Annotated in this window: 19 protein-coding genes and 2 other annotated features; of the genes, 18 read left to right on the top strand and 1 reads right to left on the bottom strand. The window is 41.3% G+C overall.

Features of this window, described 5'->3' with window-relative positions:
- Positions 1-441 precede the first annotated feature (441 nt).
- From LI951_RS03585 to LI951_RS03565, 5 genes are all read left to right on the top strand, one after another.
- A complete protein-coding gene (locus LI951_RS03585; protein WP_202065344.1) occupies positions 442-1119 on the top strand; it encodes a response regulator transcription factor in 678 nt (225 codons plus the stop codon).
- A 1-nt stretch (position 1120) separates the two neighbouring features.
- On the top strand, positions 1121-2113 hold the full coding sequence (locus tag LI951_RS03580; protein ID WP_202065343.1) for a sensor histidine kinase: 993 nt from the start codon (positions 1121-1123) through the stop codon (positions 2111-2113).
- Positions 2114-2230: 117 nt separating this feature from the next.
- Positions 2231-2986, top strand: a complete 756-nt coding sequence (locus LI951_RS03575) for an ABC transporter ATP-binding protein (protein ID WP_202065342.1) — start codon at positions 2231-2233, stop codon at positions 2984-2986.
- Between the two features lie 5 nt (positions 2987-2991).
- Positions 2992-4977 (top strand): ABC transporter permease, encoded by a 1986-nt coding sequence (locus LI951_RS03570; RefSeq protein ID WP_229441300.1) that lies wholly within the window; start codon positions 2992-2994, stop codon positions 4975-4977.
- Between the two features lie 170 nt (positions 4978-5147).
- Positions 5148-5840, top strand: a complete 693-nt coding sequence (locus LI951_RS03565; protein WP_202065339.1) for a glucosamine-6-phosphate deaminase — start codon at positions 5148-5150, stop codon at positions 5838-5840.
- Between the two features lie 434 nt (positions 5841-6274).
- On the opposite strand, the gene LI951_RS03560 is transcribed toward LI951_RS03565, so the two are convergent.
- A complete protein-coding gene (locus LI951_RS03560) occupies positions 6275-6724 on the bottom strand; it encodes a YueI family protein (RefSeq protein WP_202065337.1) in 450 nt (149 codons plus the stop codon).
- Positions 6725-7073: 349 nt separating this feature from the next.
- Here LI951_RS03560 and LI951_RS03555 point away from each other — a divergent pair, with 349 nt between their 5' ends.
- From LI951_RS03555 to trpA, 13 genes are all read left to right on the top strand, one after another.
- Positions 7074-8021 carry an ABC transporter permease gene (locus LI951_RS03555; protein WP_202065333.1) on the top strand — a complete coding sequence of 316 codons (948 nt, stop codon included), beginning with the start codon at positions 7074-7076 and terminating at the stop codon, positions 8019-8021.
- Positions 8018-8986 (top strand): iron chelate uptake ABC transporter family permease subunit, encoded by a 969-nt coding sequence (locus LI951_RS03550; protein ID WP_202065323.1) that lies wholly within the window; start codon positions 8018-8020, stop codon positions 8984-8986. The genes LI951_RS03555 and LI951_RS03550 overlap by 4 nt, the downstream gene beginning before the upstream one ends.
- Positions 8983-9741 (top strand): ABC transporter ATP-binding protein, encoded by a 759-nt coding sequence (locus LI951_RS03545; RefSeq protein ID WP_202065314.1) that lies wholly within the window; start codon positions 8983-8985, stop codon positions 9739-9741. The genes LI951_RS03550 and LI951_RS03545 overlap by 4 nt, the downstream gene beginning before the upstream one ends.
- Positions 9742-10024: 283 nt before the next feature.
- Positions 10025-10987 carry a siderophore ABC transporter substrate-binding protein gene (locus LI951_RS03540; protein WP_229441299.1) on the top strand — a complete coding sequence of 321 codons (963 nt, stop codon included), beginning with the start codon at positions 10025-10027 and terminating at the stop codon, positions 10985-10987.
- An 89-nt stretch (positions 10988-11076) separates the two neighbouring features.
- Positions 11077-11306, top strand: a binding site (T-box leader).
- A 111-nt stretch (positions 11307-11417) separates the two neighbouring features.
- Entirely contained in the window at positions 11418-13061 is a 1644-nt protein-coding gene (locus LI951_RS03535; protein WP_236671768.1) for a peptide ABC transporter substrate-binding protein, read from the top strand.
- Between the two features lie 76 nt (positions 13062-13137).
- A complete protein-coding gene (pepT, locus tag LI951_RS03530; protein WP_229441298.1) occupies positions 13138-14376 on the top strand; it encodes a peptidase T in 1239 nt (412 codons plus the stop codon).
- 106 nt (positions 14377-14482) lie between these two features.
- Positions 14483-14713 (top strand) — a binding site (T-box leader).
- Between the two features lie 248 nt (positions 14714-14961).
- Positions 14962-16329 carry an anthranilate synthase component I gene (gene trpE / locus LI951_RS03525; protein ID WP_229441297.1) on the top strand — a complete coding sequence of 456 codons (1368 nt, stop codon included), beginning with the start codon at positions 14962-14964 and terminating at the stop codon, positions 16327-16329.
- Positions 16326-16916, top strand: a complete 591-nt coding sequence (locus tag LI951_RS03520) for an anthranilate synthase component II (protein WP_229441296.1) — start codon at positions 16326-16328, stop codon at positions 16914-16916. Before trpE ends, LI951_RS03520 begins: the two co-directional genes overlap by 4 nt.
- Positions 16900-17913, top strand: coding sequence for an anthranilate phosphoribosyltransferase (trpD, locus tag LI951_RS03515; RefSeq protein WP_229441295.1), 1014 nt, complete (start codon positions 16900-16902; stop codon positions 17911-17913). Before LI951_RS03520 ends, trpD begins: the two co-directional genes overlap by 17 nt.
- Positions 17910-18674: an indole-3-glycerol phosphate synthase TrpC gene (gene trpC / locus LI951_RS03510; protein WP_229441403.1), complete on the top strand. Its 765-nt coding sequence runs from the start codon at positions 17910-17912 to the stop codon at positions 18672-18674. The genes trpD and trpC overlap by 4 nt, the downstream gene beginning before the upstream one ends.
- Positions 18671-19291 carry a phosphoribosylanthranilate isomerase gene (locus tag LI951_RS03505; protein ID WP_229441294.1) on the top strand — a complete coding sequence of 207 codons (621 nt, stop codon included), beginning with the start codon at positions 18671-18673 and terminating at the stop codon, positions 19289-19291. The genes trpC and LI951_RS03505 overlap by 4 nt, the downstream gene beginning before the upstream one ends.
- Positions 19273-20466: a tryptophan synthase subunit beta gene (trpB, locus tag LI951_RS03500; protein WP_229441293.1), complete on the top strand. Its 1194-nt coding sequence runs from the start codon at positions 19273-19275 to the stop codon at positions 20464-20466. Before LI951_RS03505 ends, trpB begins: the two co-directional genes overlap by 19 nt.
- The gene (gene trpA / locus LI951_RS03495) at positions 20463-21230 is read left to right on the top strand and encodes a tryptophan synthase subunit alpha (protein ID WP_229441292.1); all 768 of its coding nucleotides are present in this window, start codon (positions 20463-20465) and stop codon (positions 21228-21230) included. Before trpB ends, trpA begins: the two co-directional genes overlap by 4 nt.
- Positions 21231-21792: the final 562 nt, after the last annotated feature.

Here is a 21792-nt window from a genome sequence, read left to right as displayed (position 1 = left end):
AGACAGCATTATTGAAACAGCTGGTTTCTCTGGGATTTTGTAAGAGGAACTAAGCTGTTTTTTTATTTTTAATGTTGATTAGAGTCTAAATCATCCATCTCTTTGAAGGTAAAAAAAGAAAGTATTAAAACAGATGGGGAACGATGAATACAAGGAAATTAGGCTGCAGGAAGAAAATTATTTGTGAGAGACATACACTTGAAAAGTGGGAAAAAAGCTAAAAGCGGCGTTTTCGTACCAACTGATTTCCTCCCTCGGTCCCATTATATTCTCTATAATTTATGGTACACTAAAAAAGATTTAGCTGATGAGCTGAAGAAAATTTTGTTGGCAGAGCTGCAGATTTAGAAGTAAGCTTGTGATAAGAACAGGCTGAAGAAACAGCTTTGGAAGAAACGTGAAGCTGAGACTATCGGATGCGTTGAGTGGAGGGAAAAGCTTATGAAAAAGATATTTATTGTTGAAGATGAAAGACAGATTGTTGAAACATTGTCTGCTTATCTGAAAAAATGGAACTTTGAGGTACTCGCAGTTGAAAATTTTCAATATGTACTGGCTGAGTTTGAGGCTTTCCAGCCGGATTTGGTAATTTTGGATATTTCATTGCCTTTTTATAATGGTTATCATTGGTGCACAGAAATTCGCAAACAGTCAGCTGTTCCAATCGTTTTCCTGTCTTCTGCCAGTGATAATATGAATATTGTTATGGCAATGAATATGGGTGGGGATGACTTTATTGCAAAACCCTTTGACCTGGAAGTGCTTGTCGCAAAAATTCAGGCAATTATGCGAAGAAATGTTGTGATGGTAGAAGTTCGGACATTGAACTATGGCGACTATATCCTGAATCTTGAGGATTTTGAAGTTTGCTGTAGAGAACAATGTGTTCCCGTGACAATGAATGAGACAAAAATTTTAGATATGCTGTTTCGACAGCCGGAAAAAGTAGTGCCGAAAGAGCTGATTATGGAGAAGCTTTGGGAAAATGAAGCGTTTGTCGACAGCAACACGCTTTCGGTGAACATAGCGCGACTTAGAAAGAAAGTCAGTGATATAGGACTAGATGTATTTATTCAAACGCAAAAGGGGAAAGGGTACTATCTCGGAAAGGAAGAATGACATGAGAGTGTTTATTCGTTATCTGTTGGATCAGAAGATTGCACTTTTGACATACATGGGATTTATTTTAATTTTTGGCGTAACGTTTTTCCTTCATGATATTTCTTTTGAAGCGTATAGTGATGCGCTGCTGTTTTCCTTTTTTCTGCTGGCAGTCATTGCCGCAGTACAATTCTATCGATATTATTCAAAACATCAGCAGCTGGACGGCAGAAAGAAAGCTGTAAAGCTTCATGTGCTGGATAGGAAACGCGGCAGTACATTGCTTGAAGAGGATTATGAAGAAATGCTGCACAGTCTAGATAAAGAATACCGGCAGGAGATTGGGGAATCTAAGCGAGTTAACCACAAGCTGATGGACTATTACAGCTTGTGGAGTCACCAGATTAAAACACCATTGGCTGTTTTGAATTTAAAAATGCAGGAAAATCAGCTGGATCATACAGTGTTAAAACAGGAATTGTTTAAAATTGATCAGTATTTGGACATGATGCTTCAGTATTTGCGTCTAAATCATACAGAGACTGATTTTGTTTTTGAGACGATAGACATTGATCGTCTCATTAAAGAGACGGTAAAAAAGTATGCAACGTTTTTTATTTATCAGAATCTATCGTTTTCTTTTCAGGAGACCAAGCAGTCGGTTATCAGTGATAAAAAGTGGCTGCAGTTTGTAGTGGAGCAGATTTTGATAAATGCAATTAAGTATACCAAACGCGGCGGTATTCGTATTTATGCCAATCCCGAGAATTCAAAGGAGCTTATTATTGCAGATAGCGGTATCGGAATTTTGCCTGAGGATAGACAGCGAATATTTGAAAAAGGGTATACAGGGTATAACGGACATAATCATCAAAAAGCATCGGGACTTGGATTGTATATGAGTGACGAAGTAATGAGAAGTCTGGGTCATACTATCCATATTACGTCGGAGGTTGGTAAAGGGACAAAGGTCTGGCTGGATTTGAGCCAGCATCTCTATCAAATTGAATGAACCTTACAGCATTGTAAGTATGGCAGCTAAAGTGTAAGTAGTCTTTGGCTGCTGTTTTGTTTAATATGGGAAATGAGAAACAGCCGATTACTCAAATGAGGCAGAGGAGGACATACTATGGCAATACTTGAAGTGACACACTTACAAAAAATTTATCAGACCCGCTTTGGCGGAAATCAGGTAACTGCGCTGAAAGATATTTCTTTTCAAGTAGAAGAAGGAGAATACATAGCAATTATGGGGGAATCAGGATCAGGGAAGAGTACCCTGCTTAACATCCTGGCAACATTGGATATACCGACACAAGGATCGGTATTATTGAAGGGAAAAGATATTACAGAAATTCCTGAAGGGAATTTGGCAGCGTTTCGGAGGGAGAACCTCGGCTTTGTTTTTCAAAACTTTAATTTGCTGGATAATTTTTCTGTGAAGGATAATATCTTTTTGCCGTTGGTACTGTCGAAAGCAGCAGTCAGTGAGATGGAGAGACGCTTATTTCCTTTAGCTGAGATTCTGGGAATTGGAGAGCTTCTGGAAAAATATCCCTATGAAATTTCAGGAGGACAGCAGCAGCGGGTGGCAGTAGCAAGGGCATTGATCACGAAGCCGCAGGTTGTTTTAGCAGATGAGCCTACAGGAGCCTTGGATTCTAAAAGTTCAGAAAACCTGCTGACGCTTTTTCAGGAGATTAACCAGCAGAATCAGACGATTTTAATGGTAACCCACAGTGCACTTGCTGCCAGTAGAGCAAATCGAATTCTATTTGTGAAAGACGGCCAGATTTTCCATCAGGTGTACAGAGGGCAGAAGACAAATGAACAATTGCTGGATGAAATATCTAAAACAATGACGACACTGTTGGCGAAGGGGTGATGGAGATGCTGTACCTACGTTTAGCATACAATAATTTAAAGAAGAACCGAACTGTCTATCTTCCTTTTATTCTGGCGACGGTGTTTACAGTTATTTTAAATATTATCATGCAGGTGATGCTTCATAATGAAGGAATGAATACTCTCCCGCAGGCAATGTCTGTAAAAATGATGTTTAGTCTGGGAAGCAAAATCATCATGATTTTTTCGGTGATTTTTACTTTCTACACGCATAGTTTTCTGATTAAACGAAGAAAGAAGGAACTGGGACTCTATAACATTCTGGGAATGGATAAAAAAAATCTGACAGTGATGATGCTGTTTGAAAATTTCTATGTATTTTTACTTGTTATGGTTGGGGGAATAGTCTCAGGAATTATTTTTTCTAAATTAACGTTTTTAATATTAAAAAAGATAACAGCATTTGGGGACGAATTTGACTTTGATTTATCTTTTTCCTCTGTACTAAGAGTTCTGCTGTTGTTTACCGGAATTTTCTTAAGTACCTTTCTTTATGATATGTGGCAGGTAAGGAAAACAAAGCCGATTGAATTGTTGGAGCAGGCGAAATCGGGAGAGAAGGAGCCGAAAGCTAAATGGCTGTTTGCTCTGATAGGGATTATTTGTTTAGGCAGCGGATATGCTATTTCGTTGACTATTCAATCCCCTTTGGAAGCGTTGACGCAATTTTTTATCGCAGTAATTCTGGTCATTATCGGGACATACAGCTTATTTGTAACCGGCAGTATTACTATTTTGAAATTGCTGAAGCGGAACAATTCGTTCTATTATAAACCGTCTAATTTTATTTCTGTTTCAGGAATGATTTTTCGAATGAAGCAAAATGGTGCAGGACTGGCAAGTATTTGTATCCTTTGTACAATGGCGCTGGTAACCATTTCTTCAACAGTTTCTCTTTATGTGGGGCGGGAGGACATCATTCGCAACAGAAATCCATTTCAAAATACAATAGAGACCGCACTGCCTATAGAGGAAGTAAAAGAATCATTGTATGCTGCTGCTGAAGCTCATAACCTTTCTGTGGAGGATTTGCAATATGTTCATTCATCACAGGGAATCATTATGTTCAAGGCTAAGGAAGATACATTTGTTCCGGCTAAAGAAACACTCAGCAACTATAAAGATATGAGAGGATTCCAATTACTTAAACTAAGCGAGTATAACCGCGTGGAAGGAGAGAACATTGAACTAACCGGAAAAGACATTCTGCTATATCCTCTCTACGGAGACTATACGTCACAAGAGTTTAAAATCGGAACGCAGGTCTTTCTTGTGAATGAGGTGTTGGATAATTTCAGTATGGCGCCTAAAACAGAGGACGAAAGCTCAAACTCTTTTCTAATGTTTGTTTCAGACGAAAGATATGACGAGATCCTCGCAAAAATTATTGAAGATTTTCAGGACAGTTCTTATACTGTTACTGCTGATTCAGAGAGTACTATTAGCTTTCAACTGGATGGTTCCTTGGAGCAGCGGCTGAAAATGACAGAGGCTTTAAGAACAGAGTTGAGAGCAAAAGCCGGAGAAGAAGAGGATGTGACTGTTTCTTCTATAGATGAGGACAGAGAAGAGAACCGCATTGTATTAGGGGGATTTCTGTTTATTGGAGTGATTTTTGGGCTGAGCTTTATCATCGCGACAACTCTGATTATCTTCTATAAACAAATTTCAGAAGGAAATGATGATCACGATCGTTTTGAAATTATGCAGAAGGTTGGGCTTAGCCGCAAAGAAGTTCATAAAACAATTCAGTATCAGATCTTGCTGGTTTTCTTCCTGCCAATTACAGTTGCAGTCATTCATCTGACTTTTGCTTTTCCGATGATCAGGAAACTGCTTGTTCTGTTTGGTCTGACGAATACGTCATTACTGCTGTTGACGACGGCAGTCTGTATTGCAGTCTTTGCTCTGAGCTATTTCATTATCTACTGGCGAACTTCTAAGGTTTATTATCGACTGGTAGAACGATGAGAGGCAGATTTAAATTGAGTTCGAAAGAAATCGAGGGGATTTCTTTCGGACTTTTTTGTATGCTAGCTATGGAGGGGGGTGTCATCTCCATTGTCTAATTTTTCATCTTGACATGGGAATATTCCCATAGTCTACAATTATCTTATATAAGACAGAAATGGAGTGTTTACATGAAGATTATCGTTGAAAGCGATTTCAATTCGATGAGTGAAACAGCAAAAAATATTTTATTGGGTCATATGGCAAAAACCGGGCGAGTGAATCTGTCTATTACTGGAGGAAATACACCAGTGAAGGTCTATAAAAAAATGGTTAAGGTGGTCAAAGGAAGTTCCAATTATGATAATGTTCACTACTATAATTTTGATGAGATTCCTGTAGAGGGTCAAAAAGAAGGAATAACTATGAGTGATTTAAGAAGGCTGTACTTAACACCTGCAGGAATTGATGAAAAAAACATCCATCCTTTGACACTTGAAAATTACGAAACACAGGACCGCTCAATAGAAGAAGCTGGCGGATTGGACGCAATGCTGATTGGTTTGGGTAAAGATGGACATTTCTGCGGCAATATGCCGGGAACAACCACCTTTAACACTCTTACGCACAAAGTAACTGTTACAGGAGAAGAGTCTTGGTTTGTTCCGGAGATGATGGAAAAAGGCTTGGAATTTGTAACGATGGGACCAGTCAGTGTCATGCGAGTGAAGCATCTTGTATTGATTGTTAATGGTGCAGAGAAAGCTGAGATGGTTAGTCGAGTACTAACAGGCCCGATAGGAGAAGATCGACCAGCTTCTATTTTGCAGCTGCATCCTAATTTAACTGTTATTCTGGATAAGGAGGCAGCAGGAGCATTGTAAGTGTTAATAAAAGAATCTATTATATAAATAACGAGGTTGTGACAGAAGTGTTCTGTCTCAAGAACCAGGTAGGTAACATGCATCATCTACTCTGACGAGTCAATCGTAGTGATTTATGTCAATAAGTCGGACTATACGAAAATAGCTACTCATATTTTCAGTATAGTTCGACTTATTTCCAGAACTGCTGTCTCTACGAGTCTAACGATTCTCGAGACAAAACATTACGCTGTATCCGTTTTTCTGCGTCTACGGTTCTCACTTCGTTCCGATCCTCGAAGCATGGAGGGGCTTTGGAACACCGTTTATTCGGTTTTAGAGATCTCAGACATACTTATGTCACAGTCCCGTTATTTATGTATATGTTGCTAAGCTCTATTCTTTTTTTGGGAAGAATAGAGCTTTTGCCGGAAATCTTTCCTGACTGCTGCAGCCTATTTAAACAAATTCTTCCAAAAGCTTTTTTTCTGTTCGGCTTCTTTTGTATCCTGTTTGTCGTCAGACTGCGGATATTTCTTTTCAATATCGATTTCTTCTTCATCTACTGCTTCTGAAGCGGCAATAATCAGACCTAATGACTGATTTCCGCTGTTTTCTGCTTCACTCACAATTGTAAAGCGATTTCCCTGTGCTTTAATTAGTTTTATATAGGTAGTTTGTAGGGAGATGTCCATTTTTCCGTTCAATAGGACAGTACCGTCAGAATACTTTTTCAGCTCTGTCAGAAAGTTTTTTCTATCGGTTTGATTTTTCATTTGAGCGATAGTCATCGTGACATAGCAGCGTTCTTTAAAAGTTCCCATGTATTTTTTTTGTTCATCTGGCTTGATCCTGGGTGTGCCGTAAAGGGAACTGTCCAGGTGTTTTTGCAGTTCATCTGTCATAAAAAAGCTCCTTTCGTTTATTACCCGTATTGGACTCTATTATGGAAGCAGAGTACACAAGTCCTCAATAAGCTTTTCTTTTTCGGTTTCTTTCAGTCCTTTTGTCATGGTTATACAAATAGTAAAATGATGAAAATACTTATGTAAAATCTACTCAAACATAGAATCATTCTCTTGAAGTATAGCATAAAAAGTTTATATATTGGGATTTATGTACTACTATCCGAAGTAGGTCAATTGATTACTAAAAATAAGAATATACCGAAAAATAGTTGCTTTTCCAAAAAATATCACATAAACTAGTTGTTAAGAATGAAAATCATTCTCAATTAGAAAAAGGAGCTCATGCATGAAAAAAGTAGGTCTATTTCTGTTTATACTCCTTTTAGCATTGCTATCGATTTTTGTTGGTGTGAAGGATATTTCTTTTACCCAGCTTTTCCAATGGGATTCTGAACAGAAGCTGGTGTTGCTGACCACTCGGATTCCCAGAACAGTCAGTTTAATGATTGCAGGAAGTACGATTAGTGTTTCTGGATTGATTATGCAGCATTTAACGCAGAACAAATTTGTTTCGCCAAGTACAGCGGGAACAATGGATAGTGCACGACTCGGGATACTGGTTGTCATGATTTTCTTCCCCACGGCACCGCTGCTGTTTCGTTCATTAATCGCTTTTTTGTTTGCTTTTGGCGGTACATTGATTTTTCTTTCGCTGACACGGTTCTTACCACCGAAGAATCAGGTGATGATTCCGTTGATTGGTGTGATGTTCGGAAATATCGTCGGTTCGATTGCGACTTTTTTTGCCTATCAGTTTCAATTGGTTCAAAATATGTCTTCCTGGCTGCAGGGAAATTTTTCCACAGTTATGAAGGGCAGCTATGAGCTGATTTATCTAACCCTTCCGTTGTTAGTCATCGTATATTTTTTTGCCTATCGCTTTACGATTGCTGGTATGGGGGAAGACATGTCACATAGTGTTGGTTTGAATTATCGGCAGACACAGCTTCTAGGTTTGAGTATTGTGGCATTGTCAAGTGCAGTTGTTCTGATTATGGTGGGAAGCATTCCTTTTCTGGGTGTTATTATTCCGAATCTGGTATCGATGCGTTATGGAGATCATATGAAGAATACTTTGTGGATTACGGCAGTTGGCGGCAGTATTTTTCTGCTGATTTGTGACGTAGCAGCACGTATTGTTATTGCGCCTTATGAAATCCCAGTTAGTGTCGTTGTTGGTGTTATTGGCAGTCTGATCTTTATCTTCCTTTTATTAAGGAGGAGGACAGCTTGAAAAAAATAGTGAAGTCTCCCATTACGACATTCGTATTATTGGGAATCGGAGTCGTTCTTATCTGTTTCTTTTATTTAACCTATAAAACCTATGGGAACTGGTCGTTTGCGCTTGCCTTACGAGGGAAAAAACTAGCGGCATTTGCTTTGGTGGGTATCGGCTCAGCGTTTGGAACCATCAGCTTTCAGACAATGACACAGAATCATTTTCTGACTCCGAATATTTTAGGTCTGGATTCGTTGTATGTCTTCATTCAAACCACACTGTTTTTCTTTTTAGGAGGGCAGGCAATATTAGGGAAAGAATCATTGCCTCAATTTTTGGGAAATATTCTGTTGATGATGAGTATCAGCGTACTGCTTTCAAAATTTCTGCTTGGCAGAGGGAAAAATGATCTTTTTCTGTTGCTGATGATTGGGATGATTGCCGGAACGTTTTTCAGCAGTATCAGTACCTTTCTTCAAGTAGTGATGGACCCGAATGAATATGATTTGCTGCAGGGGAAACTTTTTGCCAGCTTCGGCAATGTAAATAGTCATTATCTGCTGATTGCAGCTGGTTTAATGGTCATTTTTGCGGGATTTTTGTGGAGTCAAAGTCATTCACTGGATGTTCTTCATCTGGGAAATGATCAGGCAACAAATCTGGGAATTGATATTTCAAGGTTTCAATTGCTGATTTTGATTGCAGTCAGCGGGATTGTGGGTCTTTCGACTGCTTTAGTTGGACCGGTGACTTTTTTAGGATTTATTGTTGCGAATATGAGCTATCAGCTGATGGGCACATATCGTCACAGAGAGCTGTTTATCTGCGGCAGCCTGCTGTCGATCTTCCTGCTGGTATCCGGTCAGTTTTTGGTTGAACAGGTTTTTGCATTAAATACAACACTGAGTATTGTCATTGAATTTGGCGGCGGTGTTTACTTTATCGGGAAAATAATTCATGAAAGGAAGCAGCAGAAATGATTGAAATAAAAAATGTTTCAAAGAAGTATGGCGATACGTTCGTTGTTTCAGAAATTAAATTGCCCGTTGAGGAGCAAAAACTGACGGCTTTTATTGGACCAAATGGAGCGGGCAAAAGTACATTGCTTTCCATGATGAGCCGATTGATTCCGAAAGATACAGGAGAAATTTACCTGGATCATAATGAAGTAAAGACATGGAAACAGAATGAACTGTCTCGAAAACTGTCGATTCTGAAACAGGCAAATAGTATCAATTTAAAGCTTTCAGTCAGAGAGCTGGTCAGTTTCGGGCGTTTTCCTTATTCAAAAGGACGGCTGAACAAAGAAGACCATCTAAAAGTGGATGAAGCAATGGCGCATCTCGGTCTGACTGATCTGGCGGATACGATGATTGATACATTATCCGGCGGTCAGCTGCAGCGAGCATACATTGCTATGGTGATTGCTCAGGATACCAACTATATTTTGCTGGATGAGCCGTTAAATAATTTGGATATGAATTATGCGGTGCAGATGATGCAGATTTTGCGGCGGCTGGTTGATGAGTTTGGGAAAACAGTTATCATCGTACTTCACGATATCAATTTTGCGGCCAGCTATGCAGATGAAATTGTCGCAATGAAAGACGGAAAGTTATTCGCTCACGGTACGACGGAGGAAATGATTCAATCGGAAACGCTCAATCAGTTATATGATATGACTATTCGTATCTGTGAAATAGAGGGAAAACGATTCTGTATGTATTTTAGCTAAGCAACGATTAATAACACTGTTTGATAGAGGGTCTGTGACAAAAGTCTGTTTGAGTCCCCTAAGACTGAATAAACGGCGTTCCAGAAGTAAGCACTAGGCAGGTATTGATCATCACTTATATGACCTAAACTGTGACGAGTGTCTCATGAGGAAACATCTATTTTATATAAAATAGTAATTCTCAATAATTTCGGCTTATTGTCAAAGAAGCTGCTTTTGAAACACTGTGTATCAGGTTTTAAGAGACCGTAATAAAAGAAAATACAAAGTTGGAGGAAACGAAATGAAGAAGAGAATTTTAGCATTTGCAGTATTTTCAGTTGCTGCAGTATTGATATTAGGAGCATGCGGAAATGGCCAGGAATCAGGCTCGACAGATTCTTCAACAGCTGTGAGCAGTGAAAAAGCAACAACCCTTACTGTGAAGGATTCGGACGGCACTGTTGAAGTACCGAAAAATCCAACAAAAGTCGTTGTATTTGATAATGGTTCACTGGATACATTGGATGCGCTGGGTGTCGGTGATATGGTTATTGGTGCACCAACTTCAAGTCTTCCCAAATATCTTGATAAATATGCAGATGTAGAATCTACAGGCGGCATCAAAGAACCTGATTTGGAAAAAATCAATGAACTACAGCCGGAGCTGATTATTATTTCCGGTCGCCAAAGTGATTTCAAAGAGGACCTGAGCAAAATTGCGCCAACGGTCTATCTTTCAGTAGATGCGTCTGATACATGGAATTCAACAAAACAAAATATCAAAACACTTGCAGAGATTTTTGATAAACAGGATGAAGCTGAAAAAGAAATCAGCTCACTGGAAACTGAGAGTGCAGAGTTGAAAGAAAAAGCGGAAGCATCCGGTGAGAAAGCACTGGTTGTTCTGTTGAATGAAGGTCAGTTGTCTGCATATGGTGAAGGATCTCGTTTTGGTATTGTTCATGATACATTTGGTTTTGCCCAGGCAGATGATGCGATCGAAGCTTCTACTCATGGTCAAAGCGTTTCTTATGAATATGTACTGGAAAAAAATCCTGATATTCTGTTTGTTGTGGATCGGACACAGGCGATTGGCGGAGATGAAACAAACAATAATATTACTGAAAATGAACTCATCAAGCAAACAAATGCAGGTAAAAACGGAAAAGTAATCACATTGCAGCCGGATGTCTGGTATCTAAGCGGCGGCGGACTTGAGTCTACGCATTTAATGATCGAAGATGTCACGAAAGCATTTGACTAATCCATTAAAATTTTTAATGAAATAATGGTTTAAAATGAATTGACTGTTAAAAAATTATCTGTTAATATTCTCAGTAACATGTTATCTATAGAAATGTGATGAGAAGGAAAGTATTTTTCAGACAGCTTAAAGAGAGTCTCGACTGGTGGAAAGAGATAGTGATGCTGAGGAAGAAAATGGCCTTTGAACAGATTGGTTGAATATTTAAGCCAATACAGGAGTGCCTGTTACAGCACCTCAGTATGTTTGTACTGATAGAGTGGACTTTTTTACAGTCAATGAAGGTGGTACCGCGATAGCTTAAGCTCTCGTCCTTTTTACAAGGATGAGGGCTTTTTTGTTACATTTTTGGATGAAAATACGATTCGCATCGCAGCAGGGAACAGAATTTTAAGTATGGGTAGCATAGTTAATGAAGGAGGAAATAAGTATGAAAAAACGAGTGATTGCAACAGGGTTGGCTGCTTTAGCACTACTATTGAGTGCGTGCGGCGGAACAGCATCAGAATCAACAAAAGCGACAGATAAGGAAGCAAGCAGTGTGGAACAGAAAATTAAAATCAGTTCTCCTGCTCCGATTTCAACACTGGATACAACGCAGGCAATGGACAAAAATACATTTACAATGATTCAGCATCTGTTTGAAGGACTTTATCGTTTTGATGATGACAGCACACCAATTCCAGGATTGGCGGAAAAACTAGATATTAGTGAGGATGGTCTGATTTATACATTTACACTGAGAGACGATATTAAGTGGAGCAACGGGGAACCAATTACTGCTGAAGATTTTGAGTACTCCTGGAAACGTCTGGTCACTCCTGAAACAATCGGACCTAATGCGTATTTGCTGGATAACGTGAAGAACAGCAAAGCGATTCGTACAGGTGAAAAATCGGTTGATGAAATGGGTATTGAAGCGAAGGACAATCAATTTATTGTGACCTTGGATCAGGCACAGCCGTCATTCCTTTCAGTGGTCTCCATTGGTTGGCTGGCACCTCAAAATGAAGCATACGTTACAGAACAGGGCGAAGATTATGGGATTGACAGTGAGCATCTGATTTACAGCGGACCGTTTACAATTGCCGACTGGACAATTTCTTCTGATACCTGGACACTGAAAAAGAATCCTGAGTATTATGCAGCTGACGAAGTGAGGCTGGAAGAAGTAGATGTTACAACCGTTAAGGAAGAAAATACAGGGATTAATCTGTATCAGACCGGTGAGCTGGATCTAACCAGAATCAGTGGACAGTATGTTGCACAGTACAGCGATGATCCGGGCTATATCAGCTATTCAGATGTGGCCAATTATTTTCTTGATTTTAACAAAAAAGAAGGTACGCCTTTAGCGAATCTGCACTTGAGAAAAGCAATTGCACAGGCGATTGATAAAGAAGCACTGACAACCAATGTGTTAAATGACGGTTCAAAACCGTTAAATGGGTTAATCCCGGCGAACCTTTACACAAATCCGGATACTTCAGAAGATTTCAGAGCTTACAGCGGTGATCATCTGGTTTATGATGTAGAGAAAGCAAGAGAAGAATGGAAAAAGGCTCAGTCTGATCTTGGTAAAACAGTGAAATTAACATTACTGGCATCCGATGATGAACAGGGTAAGAAAATTTCTGAATATGTTCAAAGTCAGCTGCAGGAAAATCTTGAGGGCTTGGAAGTTACGATTTCTGCACAGCCCAAAAATAATGTTACTCAATCCCGTAAAGACAAAGAGTACGAATTGTCTCTGTCAGGCTGGATTGCCGGCAGCAGTGATCTGGATTCGTATTTCAACTTGTATGAAGGCAGCTCTGCATACAATTACGGAGGATATAAAGATGCTGAGTATGACAAACTGGTGAATCAGGCGAAAACGACAGATGCTAATTCTCCAAATGTACAATTTGAGGATTATAAAAAAGCAGAAGATATTTTACTGGATGAAGATGCAGCGCAGGTTCCTATTTACCAAAGCGCCTCCAACTATCTGATCAATCCAACAGTGAAGGGGATCAGTTATCATTTATATGGAGATTATTTTAATCTGCGCACAGCCTACATTGAAGAATAGAAAATAATAAGCAGAGCATGTCTGGAAATTTCGTTTTTGGAGTTTTCAGACATGTTCTGATGAACGGAGGAAAACAGTGAGTCAATTAGTGGATCGTTTTATCAGATATGTAAAAGTAAATACACGTTCCGATGCAGCCAGTCAGACGATTCCGACAACACCGGGTCAGATCGAGCTGGCAAGGGTGATTGAAAAGGAACTGTCAGAGCTGGGCTTATCAGATATCCATTATAATGAGAAGAATGGTTTCTTGACTGCACGACTGCCTAAAAATACAACGACAGATATTCCGGCAATTGGGTTTATTGCGCATTTGGATACGGCAGATTTTGAAGCAGAGGGGATTACACCTCAGATTTTTCCTGAGTATGATGGTCAGGATGTGTTGTTGAACAGAGAATTGGGTCTTACAATGAAGGTGGAAGAATTCCCCAATTTAAAAGACTACAAGGGACAGACATTGATTACGACCGATGGTACAACACTGCTGGGTGCTGATGACAAGGCAGGAGTTGCGGAAATCATAGAAGCTGTGATCTATCTGCTTGAGCATCCTGAGATCAGTCGTGGAGATGTCTGGATTGCATTTGGTCCGGACGAAGAAATCGGCAGAGGGGCTGACCGCTTCGAGGTGGCTGCTTTCCCGGCAACGTTTGCTTATACGGTGGACAGCGGGAGAGTCGGCAGCTTTGAGTATGAAACATTTAATGCCGCTCAAGCTGTGATTGAAATTGAAGGAACCAGTGTGCATCCGGGAACAGCATACGGTCTTATGGTTAACGCAATTAAAGTTGGAGAACAGATCGATGCATTGCTGCCGGCTGATGAAGTACCTGAAAAAACAAGGGGTTATGAAGGATTTTACCTGTTGAATCGCTTCTCAGGAACCTTGGATCATGCAGAGCTGACCTATATTATTCGTGATCATGACAAGGAGAAATTTGCTGCACGGAAACAATTTCTTCAGGAAAGAGTCGAAGAAGTGAATGGGCAGCTGGATCGTCCAAGATGTACTATTACGTTTGTCGATCAGTACTACAACATGAAGGAGATTATTGAAAAGGACATGCGGCCTGTCGAGCTGGCTGTGAAAGCAATGAATAATCTGGGGATCAAACCGCTGATTGCTCCATTTCGCGGTGGAACGGACGGCTCGAAAATCTCTTATTTGGGCTTGCCTACGCCTAATTTATTTGCCGGAGGAGAAAATTTTCATGGACAGTATGAGTTTATCACAGCGGAGGCGATGGAGGCTGCTGTGAAAACAATTGTGGAAATCATCAAAGAGAATGCAGCAGGTGGGGTACACAGTTAATCTGTGGTCTTTCTAAAACCTGTTGTATCTGAGGTTTTTCCTGATTCATCTGTTTAATGGAAAAATGTTGACACAGCAGATAAATGAGAATATAATGAGGAACAATAGTGAAGCTTTGAGAAAGAGGAGTAGCAATATCCGGTACTTTACAGCGAGCTGATGGTGGTGAAAATCAGCAGGGAAGGAATTGTGAATGGACTTTCGAGCGAAATGTTGAACCAGAGTAGGCATTTCCGGGGACTCCCGTTACAGAGAAAGGTCGTTGATAGACGACTGATAGAGAGGAAAGAATGATTCTTTCAATATTGAGGTGGCACCGTGACTTTTCACCCTCAAACCATAGCTTTTTTATGGTTTGGGGGTTTTTTGTTTTTTTCGGGTCGTTCACAGGATTGATAAAATTCTTTTCAGTGAGGTGGTACCGTGGATGAATATTATTCGCCCTCAGAAAACAGCAGGTTTGTTTTCTGAGGGCTTTTTGCATTGTTCGGTACAGATACTGTGAAACCTTTGAAGCGATTGAATATCCCAGGAAGCATTCAGTTTGGATCGAATAGATGAACGGAAAGAAGGAGGAAAAAGAAGATGCAGAAAACTAAAAAATTACAGGCGGATCATTTAACAGCTGTTTCAGCGTTTCTACGAATTCAGGGAAAGAATAAGTGTATGCTGGAAAGTATTCCCAGAGATAAAGAGCAGGGGCGGCACACGATTATTGCGTGGAATCCGGTTAAAGAAATGACGGTCAGCGGTCAGCAATTTTCCATTACTGGTAGTTCTCCATATCAGGTGACGGACCCGCTGAAAGAATTAGAGAAGTACATTCTGATATCAGAGGATGAAGATGAAAAGCTTCCGTTCCACGGCGGTGGCTTGGGCTATGTCGGCTACGATGTCGTTACCAATTATGAGGAGTTGGGGCGAATTCCCACGGATGAACTAGGACTTCCAGATGTTCATTTTTATCTGTTTGATTCTTTTCTGATCTTTGATCATTTGAATGAGTGTCTGTGTCTAGTTGAGTCAGATAGTTACTCTCAAAGAACACCTGAGCAACTGGAGGCGGCACTTGAACAAATAGTGAAAGACCTGCAACTTCCGAGTGAGGCAGAAACGAAAGAAGTTCAATTACAGAAGATGAGCTATACTAGTAATTTTACAAAAGAGGCCTTTCAAGAGACGGTCAAAAAAGTCAAAGGATACATTACAAAAGGAGATATGTTTCAGATGGTTCCTTCTCAGCGGCTGACAGCAATGTGTCACAATGAACCCTTTGATTATTATCGGCGGCTGCGAGTTGAAAACCCCTCCTCGTATCTTTACTTTATTGATTTTGGGGAAACCTTTATTATCGGCTCTTCACCGGAACGGCTGGTCAGCGCCAGGAATGGTACAGCTACAACGAATCCGATTGCCGGAACACGCAAAAGAGGCGACACCGTCGAAGAAGACAAACGATTGGAAATGGAGCTTCTTCAAGATGAGAAGGAGCGGGCAGAGCATTTAATGCTGATTGATCTGGGCAGAAATGATATCGGCAAGATCAGCGAACAGGGAACGGTGGAAGTCCCTCTTTATATGACGGTTGAAAAATACCGGTTTGTGATGCATATCGTATCCGTAGTCACTGGAAAAATGAAGCAGGGTGTGACAGCGATGGATGCTTTGAAAGCGACACTGCCGGCTGGAACAGTCAGCGGGGCACCGAAGATCCGGGCTATGAAAAGGATTTATGAATTAGAGCCTGTCAAAAGAGGAATCTATGCCGGGGCAGTCGGTTATCTATCTAAAAATGATCAGGCTGATTTTGCCATAGCGATTCGAACTATGGTGATCCATAAGAGAAAGGCCTATGTACAAGCAGGAGCCGGAATTGTGTATGATTCGGAGCCGGAAAAAGAATATGAAGAAACACTGCAAAAAGCTAAAGCATTATTGGAGGTGGGCAAGTGATTTTACTGATTGACAACTATGACTCATTTACATACAACCTCGTTCAGTTGGCAGGGCAGTCGGCTGAGATAAAAATTCTCAGGAATGATCATCCAACCTTGATGGAAGAGGCAGCTCTTGCTGACGGTATTATTATTTCCCCGGGGCCGGGAACACCGGAGGAGGCTGGCGAAAGTGTCGCTGTAATTCAGCGTTTTTATAAAGAAAAACCGATCTTGGGTATTTGTTTGGGGCATCAGGCGATTGGCTTTGCTTTTGGTGAAACCATCCAGCAGGCTCAGGAAATCTATCATGGAAAAGCTTCTATAGTAAATCAAGAGGGCGGGCAGCTGTTTCGTGGATTATCCGACTCGTTTGAAGTGATTCGCTACCATTCGCTGGTTATCAAGCAGCAAATGGTTTCAGAAGCGTTTGAAATCACTGCTTATTCAGAGGAAGATGGAGAAATTATGGGCATTGAGCATAGAAAATATCCGGTGTTCGGACTTCAATTTCATCCGGAGTCGATAGGAACAAAAGAAGGCAGTCTCATGGTACAAAAATTTATTCAATTATGTGGAGGAAACGAAAATGAACGAATTATTTGAAAAAATATATCAGAAACAGCATTTAACAAAGAGTGAGATGAAAACTGTTGCAGAGGAAATTTTTGAAGGACGATTGACAGACAGCCAACTGGCGGCATTTTTAACTGCCTTGAAGTGTAAAGGTGAAACAGCAGAAGAAATGGCTGGGATCGCTGAAACAATTCAAAGCAAAGCACGTAAAATTCAAAGTCAGAAAGAAAATGTGATGGATAACTGCGGAACTGGCGGTGATCAGTCAGGGAGTTTTAATATCAGCACGACAGCTGCTTTCGTACTGGCTGCCGGAGGAGTAACCGTGGCGAAGCACGGCAATCGAAGTATTTCCAGTTGTTCGGGCAGTGCAGATATTTTTGAATGTCTGGGTGTGGATATTGCTCTTTCGTCGGAGAAAATTAGTTTTTTATTGGATGAAGTGGGACTGGCTTTCTTATTTGCACCGAATATGCATCCGAATATGCGCTATGTGATGAAGGTTCGTAAAGAGCTTGGAACACCAACTATTTTGAATTTAATCGGTCCATTAACAAATCCAGTGGCACTTGAGACACAGCTGATGGGAACGTATCGACTGGACCTGCTCGAAGAAACAGCAAAAACATTGGGTTCTCTGGGAAGAAAGCGGGCAGTGGTAGTGAATGGCGGCGGGCGGCTGGATGAAGCCTCATTGGCTGGGACCACTCATTATGCGCTGCTGGAAAATGGTCAGATTCAGCTTCGGAGAATTGAACCGGAGGAACTGGGGTTCAAGCGTGTTCCACTTGAAGGAATACAAGGCGGGGATGCTCAGAAAAATACAGAAATTCTATATAGGGTCTTGAAAAATCAGTCCAGTGCCTATCTGGATACAGTGATTCTAAATGCTGGACTGGGCTTTTTCAGCAATGGGAAAACAGGAACAATTGAAAAAGGAATCGAATTGGCAAAACAATGCATTCAGTCTGGTGCGGCAATGGACAAGCTGCAGGAATTTATTCGTGTACAGAAGGAGGTCGCATAAATATGGATTTTTTGGAAAAGATTTTGCTGGAAAAAGAGAAAGAAGTTTCCGGGATGGAGCTGGAAAATTTGCAGCCTCTTAGAGTGACAGAGTCGTTTGGTGCACGAGTCAAAAACCACCCGGAGCATATACATGTGATTGGCGAAATCAAACGGGCATCTCCATCTAAAGGTACAATCAATCTGAATGTAGATAGTGTGAAGCAGGCAAAAGACTATGAAAAAGCAGGAGTTTCAGCGATTTCTGTTCTGACGGATGAGGTATTTTTTAAGGGCTCAATTGATATATTGAGGGAAGTTGCCGAGGCAGTGAGCGTTCCTGTTCTCTGCAAGGATTTTATTATTGATGAAAAGCAGCTGATTCGAGCGAGAAATGCCGGAGCGACGATGGTGCTGTTGATTGTGGCAGCTTTAACGGAAGAGCATCTGAAGCAATTACTTGAAAAGGCACAGAAGTTGGGTCTGGAAGTGCTGGTGGAAGTACATAATTTGGAGGAGCTGGCGATTGCTGAAAAACTTGGGGTACCATTGATCGGTGTGAATAATCGGAATTTAAAAACCTTTGAGGTGTCTGTTGGGACCAGTATTGAGCTTGGAAAAAAGCAGACAACAAAAGCAGTTTATATCAGTGAATCCGGTTTTGAAACAGGTGAACAAGTAGAAAAAATCGCTCAGCATTATCAAGGGATTTTAGTTGGAGAAACATTAATGAAGGCAGCTGACTCTCAGGAGAAGGTCAGAGAACTGCAGGTGATAAGATGAAAGTAAAAATCTGCGGATTGAAAACAAAGGAAGCAGTGATGGCAGCAGTAGATGGAGGAGCAGATTATATCGGATTTGTATTTGCTGAAAGTAAGCGACGGGTCTCGGCTGAACAGGTGCGGCAGATAACAATGGGTGTGCCGCACAGGGTTCGAAAAGTCGGCGTTTTTGTTTCTCCGAAAATAGAAGAGGTAGAGGAAACAATTAAAACTGCCGGATTGGATATAATGCAAATTCATGGAGAGTATCCAGAAGGAACGTTTTCTGTTCCCTGTATTTTGGCGGGCTCTGTCGGCAGAGAAACAGAGCCGCAAGTCTTCGAGCAAATGTGTCGTGGCGATTACCTGCTGTTTGATGCACCGACAAAACAATATGCGGGGGGCAACGGTGAAACTTTTAACTGGGAAGAATTGGACCTTGCATTATTTTCAGATAAGAAGGTTTTTATTGCCGGCGGTCTGACAAGTGAGAATGTTCAGCAGGCAAAAGCCTATTTTAGTCCTTACGCGGTCGATGTTTCCAGCGGTGTGGAGACGGACGGGAAAAAGGATATAGCAAAAATTAGAGAATTTTTGAAAAAAGCGAAGGAGGATGCACTATGTATCAACAACCGGTAAAAGGATTTTATGGAAATTACGGCGGCCAGTTTGTGCCGGAAACGTTAATGTATGCAATGAATGAGCTGGAGGAAGTTTACGAAGCTTCAAAGAAAGATGAGGCGTTTCAGAAGGAGCTGGACTATTACTTAAAGCAGTATGTGGGCAGAGAGAATCCGCTCTATTATGCACAGCGGCTGACGGAGCATGTTGGGGGAGCCAAAATCTATTTAAAGCGTGAGGATCTAAATCATACGGGAGCGCATAAAATTAATAATACGATCGGGCAGATTTTGCTGGCGAAAAAGATGGGGAAAAATAGGATTGTGGCAGAGACCGGTGCCGGACAGCATGGGGTGGCGACTGCAACGGTTGCGGCATTGTTCGGTATGGAGTGTACGGTGTTTATGGGGGCAGTGGATGCAGCTCGTCAGTCATTAAATGTGTTTAGGATGGAGCTTCTGGGAACTAAAGTGGAGAGTGTAACCTCTGGAAGTAAGACGCTGAAGGATGCGGTGAATGAAGCGCTTCGCTACTGGGTGGCAAATGTGGAGGATACGCATTATGTGATGGGCTCGGTTCTGGGACCGCATCCGTTTCCGGAGATTGTCCGAGATTATCAAAGCGTGATTGGTCAGGAGGCCCGACGCCAGATTCTAGATGCGGAAGGAAAATTGCCGGATGCAGTGGTTGCTTGTGTCGGGGGCGGAAGTAATGCAATGGGGATTTTCTATCCGTTTATCGATGATGAGGTTCGGCTGATCGGTGTTGAAGCAGCTGGTCTGGGGCTGGAAACCGGCGCACATGCAGCGACGATTACAAGGGGACGGACAGGTATTCTTCATGGTGCGATGATGAAGCTTTTGCAGGATGAAGCTGGGCAGGTTCAAGAGGCTTTTTCAATTTCAGCTGGACTTGATTATCCGGGTCTGGGACCGGAGCATTGTTATCTTGATGAATCTGGTCGGGCAGAATATGCTTTTGCAACTGATGAAGAAGCGTTGGAGGCTTTCCATTTGCTTTGTCGTACCGAAGGAATTATTCCAGCACTGGAAAGCTCTCATGCAATCAGCCATGCGGTAAAGGTTGCGAAAGAACTTGGACCGGATAAGCAAATTATCGTCTGTCTGTCTGGACGGGGTGATAAGGATGTTCAGCAGATCAAGGAACTGATGGAGAAAGGGGCGGAACAATGAAAACGTTGACTAAAGTATTGAAAGAAAAGCAGGAGAACAATCAGACGATTGTCGTTCCCTATATAATGGCAGGCGCACAGGGACTGGAAAACCTGGCTGGGGAAATCAAAATGCTGGAGAAAGCAGGAGCCAGTGCAATTGAGCTGGGTATCCCATTTTCTGATCCGGTCGCAGATGGTCCGGTAATCCAGGAGGCAGGACTGGAAGCGTTGAGGCGGCAAGTAACGCTGCGGGACATTTTGCAGCTGCTTAAAACGGTTGAAACAGAGATTCCTTTAGTCATTATGAGTTATTTTAATCCATTGTATTCATTAGGATTGGAACAATTTGTTGAAGAGCTAAAGGAAACGCCTGTCAAAGGACTGATTATTCCTGATCTGCCATTTGAACATAGCGATTATCTGACGCCTTTACTGACAGACACTGACATTTCGCTGATTCCTCTGGTAGCCTTGACAACGCCGAGGGACCGCATTAAGTTGCTGACCGATGAAGGAGAAGGATTTATCTATGCTGTGGCAGTAAATGGTGTGACAGGAGTCGGCCGGAATTATCAGGAAGAGCTGGATGAGCATTTGGCCTATATTCAAAGTGTCAGCGATAAGCCGGTTCTGGCGGGTTTTGGTGTTTCTTCTGCAGAACATGTCCAACGCTTTAGAAAAAGCTGTGCGGGCGTGATTGTCGGCAGTAAAATTGTTAAGCTGCTGCAGGAAGGAAAACAGGCAGAAGTCTCTGCCTTTGTTGAAGAGCTTTCGACAGTTTAGGCTTACTTCGAATAAGTAAGGCAGAAGTATTAGTCGGTTCTTTTGTATAGAAATGAAACTATTTTGATTTTAATGAAAGACTAAATATTATTTTAATTACAGGGAAAGGTTTTCCACTCTGAAATCTAAGCATTATAATACATTTAGTTAAACAACAGGATAGTGATCGTTTGAGACAAGCTAAACCTAACCTAATTACGCTGATTTTTCTGAAATCAGTGCAATTAGGTTTTTATTTTTTTGAAGGAAGACATAGGCATACTTCATTGCCGGTTGTTGACAAAACAGTTGAGGTAGTTCAAAAGAATCTATGAAAAGAACCAGCTAAAGAACTGGTGCACTTGATAACGAACCTCCATCATTGAGCGTTCTGACGTTAAAAAGTGCAGGAAGAAAGCGTATCAGAACAGCAGCTTTAGCTCAATGATGCTCATTATAAAGTGTTCGCTTCACCCACTAAGATAACAGGGGAGAGAGACAAAAAGTGCCGAAAACCCCAGTAACATCAGGGAGTTGGTTCATTTTAGTTAGTAACTTTTGAACTACCACAGTTGAAGAGGGG

The sequence above is a fragment of the Enterococcus sp. BWT-B8 genome (genome assembly GCF_020567625.1).
In the GTDB taxonomy this organism is placed as follows: domain Bacteria; phylum Bacillota; class Bacilli; order Lactobacillales; family Enterococcaceae; genus Enterococcus_L.
The sequence above is the reverse complement of the archived record's forward strand: the minus strand, read 5'-3'. Positions and strand labels throughout refer to the sequence as shown.

Coding starts and splice junctions, on each gene's coding strand:
- LI951_RS03585 (WP_202065344.1), top strand. CDS start 442: ATGAAAAAGATATTTATTGTTGAAGATGAAAGACAGATTGTTGAAACA.
- LI951_RS03580 (WP_202065343.1), top strand. CDS start 1,121: ATGAGAGTGTTTATTCGTTATCTGTTGGATCAGAAGATTGCACTTTTG.
- LI951_RS03575 (WP_202065342.1), top strand. CDS start 2,231: ATGGCAATACTTGAAGTGACACACTTACAAAAAATTTATCAGACCCGC.
- LI951_RS03570 (WP_229441300.1), top strand. CDS start 2,992: ATGCTGTACCTACGTTTAGCATACAATAATTTAAAGAAGAACCGAACT.
- LI951_RS03565 (WP_202065339.1), top strand. CDS start 5,148: ATGAAGATTATCGTTGAAAGCGATTTCAATTCGATGAGTGAAACAGCA.
- LI951_RS03560 (WP_202065337.1), bottom strand. CDS start 6,724: ATGACAGATGAACTGCAAAAACACCTGGACAGTTCCCTTTACGGCACA.
- LI951_RS03555 (WP_202065333.1), top strand. CDS start 7,074: ATGAAAAAAGTAGGTCTATTTCTGTTTATACTCCTTTTAGCATTGCTA.
- LI951_RS03545 (WP_202065314.1), top strand. CDS start 8,983: ATGATTGAAATAAAAAATGTTTCAAAGAAGTATGGCGATACGTTCGTT.
- LI951_RS03540 (WP_229441299.1), top strand. CDS start 10,025: ATGAAGAAGAGAATTTTAGCATTTGCAGTATTTTCAGTTGCTGCAGTA.
- LI951_RS03535 (WP_236671768.1), top strand. CDS start 11,418: ATGAAAAAACGAGTGATTGCAACAGGGTTGGCTGCTTTAGCACTACTA.
- trpE (WP_229441297.1), top strand. CDS start 14,962: ATGCAGAAAACTAAAAAATTACAGGCGGATCATTTAACAGCTGTTTCA.
- trpD (WP_229441295.1), top strand. CDS start 16,900: ATGAACGAATTATTTGAAAAAATATATCAGAAACAGCATTTAACAAAG.
- LI951_RS03505 (WP_229441294.1), top strand. CDS start 18,671: ATGAAAGTAAAAATCTGCGGATTGAAAACAAAGGAAGCAGTGATGGCA.
- trpB (WP_229441293.1), top strand. CDS start 19,273: ATGTATCAACAACCGGTAAAAGGATTTTATGGAAATTACGGCGGCCAG.
- trpA (WP_229441292.1), top strand. CDS start 20,463: ATGAAAACGTTGACTAAAGTATTGAAAGAAAAGCAGGAGAACAATCAG.